This window comes from Streptomyces sp. NPDC058470 (assembly GCF_042721055.1).
GTDB lineage: Bacteria > Actinomycetota > Actinomycetes > Streptomycetales > Streptomycetaceae > Streptomyces.
The window spans coordinates 1-2,108 of record NZ_JBHXMF010000143.1 but is presented as its reverse complement, the minus strand read 5'-3'; the positions used below and the strand labels follow the sequence as shown (position 1 = coordinate 2,108).

Genomic DNA, 2,108 nt, shown 5'->3' with positions numbered 1-2,108 from the left:
ACATCCCCGATCACACGATCAGGATCGGCGACAACAGCCCGCAGCACACGCTCAAGGCGAGCGATGACAAGGGCGAGGGTGTCGCGGTCGAAGAGGTCCGCGGAGTAGTCCGCGACGCCCTCCAGCCCGTTCGGAACGCCGTTCGCGGTGTGCTGCTCGCCGAGGCCGAGGGACAGGTCGAACCTGGCCCACGGGGACTCGCCGGCCTCGGGGCTGACGGCCAATCCCGGCAGGTCGAGGGACGCGGCCCCCGTGTTCTGCACGGTCAGTGTCACCTGGCAGAGCGGGTGGCGGGTCAGCGACCGCTGCGGGTTGAGCGCCTCGACGAGCCGCTCGAACGGCAGTTCCTGGTTGGCGTAGGCGGCCAGGTCGGTCTCCCGGACTCGCCCCAGCAGCTCACGGAACGTGGGATCGCCCGAGGTGTCGGTGCGCAGCACCAGGGTGTTGAGGAAGAAGCCGACCATGTCGTCGAGGGCGTCGTCGGTCCGGCCGGCGATGGGGGCGCCGATCGGGATGTCGGTGCCGGCGCCGAGCCGCGTCAGGACGGTGGCGAGGCCGGCCTGGAGCACCATGAACAGGCTGGTGCCCATGGAGGTGGCCAGTGACAGCAACTGGCGGTGCAGCTGGGCGTCGAAGGAGAACCGAAGCTTCGCCCCACGCTGGGCGCCGGTCAGCGGCCGCGGGCGGTCGGTGGGCAGGGCCAGTTCCTCGGGCAGGTCGGCGAGGGTCTGTGTCCAGTGGGCGAGCTGCCGGGAGATCTCGCTGTCCACGTCGGCCTCGTCGCCCAGCAGCTCACGCTGCCACAGCGCGTAGTCGGCGTACTGCACCGGCAACGGAGCCCACCCCGGCTCGACACCACCGAGCCGCGCACCGTACGCCGTCGCCAGATCCGCGGCCAGCGGACGCAGAGACCACGCGTCACCCGCGATGTGGTGCAGGACGAGCACGAGGACATACTCCTCCTCCCCCACCGCCAACAACCCCGCACGCAGCGGAACCTCCTCCGTCAGATCGAAGCCCCGCCCGGTGAACCCGGCGATCCACGCATCGACGTCGCACTCGCCCGCCACGTCGAACACGGACAGGACGAACGGCCGCGCCGAGACGTCGCACACAACCTGCCGAGGAACACCGTCCACAGCGGGAAAGACCGTCCGCAGACTCTCGTGGCGGGACACCACATCGGCGAGCGCCGCCTCCAGCGCGGCCACATCCAACGGACCACGCAGCCGCAGCACCATGGGGATGTTGTAGAGCGGGCTCGTCGTGTCCATCTGGTTGATGAACCACAGGCGGCGCTGGGCGAAGGACAACGGGATCTCCGCCGGCCGCACGGCGGGGGTCGGCGCGGGGCGGGCCGACGCCGCCCGGGGGAGGCGCTCGGCGAGTCCGGCGACGGTGGGGGCCTCGAAGAGGGCCCGGATGCCGAGTTGGGCGGACAGCAGCGAGCGGATACGGCTCAGCAGCCGGGTGGCGAGCAGCGAGTGGCCGCCCAGTTCGAAGAAGTTGTCGTCGATGCCGACCCGGCCGACGCCCAGGACCTCCGCGAACAGACCGCAGAGAATGGCCTCTTGGGGAGTGCGGGCATCGCGGCCGCGCGCGGCAGCGGTCTGCTGCGGTGCGGGCAGCGCCTTACGGTCGGTCTTCCCATTCGGCGTCAACGGAACGACATCAAGAGCGACGACGGCGGACGGGACCATGTACTCCGGCAACAGCCCCGCCACATGACGACGCACCACCTGAACATCCAGCGCCACACCCTCGACGGGCACCACATAACCGACCAGCCGGCGATCACCAGGCATGTCCTCCCGAACCGCCGCCACCGCACGCGCGACCCCCGGAACCGCAGCCAGCACCGACTCGACCTCACCCAACTCGATCCGATGACCACGCACCTTCACCTGATCGTCGACACGACCCACAAACTCCAGCACGCCCGCATCCGACCACCGCACCACATCACCCGTGCGATACATCCGGGAGCCATCAGAACCAAACGGATCAGCAACGAAACGCTCCGCGGTGAGCCCCGGACGCCCCAGATAACCCCGCGCCACACCCTCACCAGCGATGAACAACTCACCCGCCACCCCGACAGGGACCAA

2 protein-coding genes are annotated in these 2,108 nt (G+C 69.7%); one reads left to right on the top strand and one right to left on the bottom strand.

Annotation, left to right across the window (positions count from 1 at the left end; genetic code table 11):
- Window positions 1-1,826: condensation domain-containing protein (locus ACFWP7_RS42545; protein ID WP_384394012.1), on the bottom strand; the 1,826-nt coding region annotated here is incomplete at its 3' end.
- Between ACFWP7_RS42545 and ACFWP7_RS42540 the strand changes: the two genes are divergently transcribed.
- Window positions 1,725-2,108: hypothetical protein (locus ACFWP7_RS42540; RefSeq protein ID WP_384394014.1), on the top strand; the 384-nt coding region annotated here is incomplete at its 3' end. The two genes, ACFWP7_RS42545 and ACFWP7_RS42540, sit on opposite strands and share 102 nt — an antisense overlap.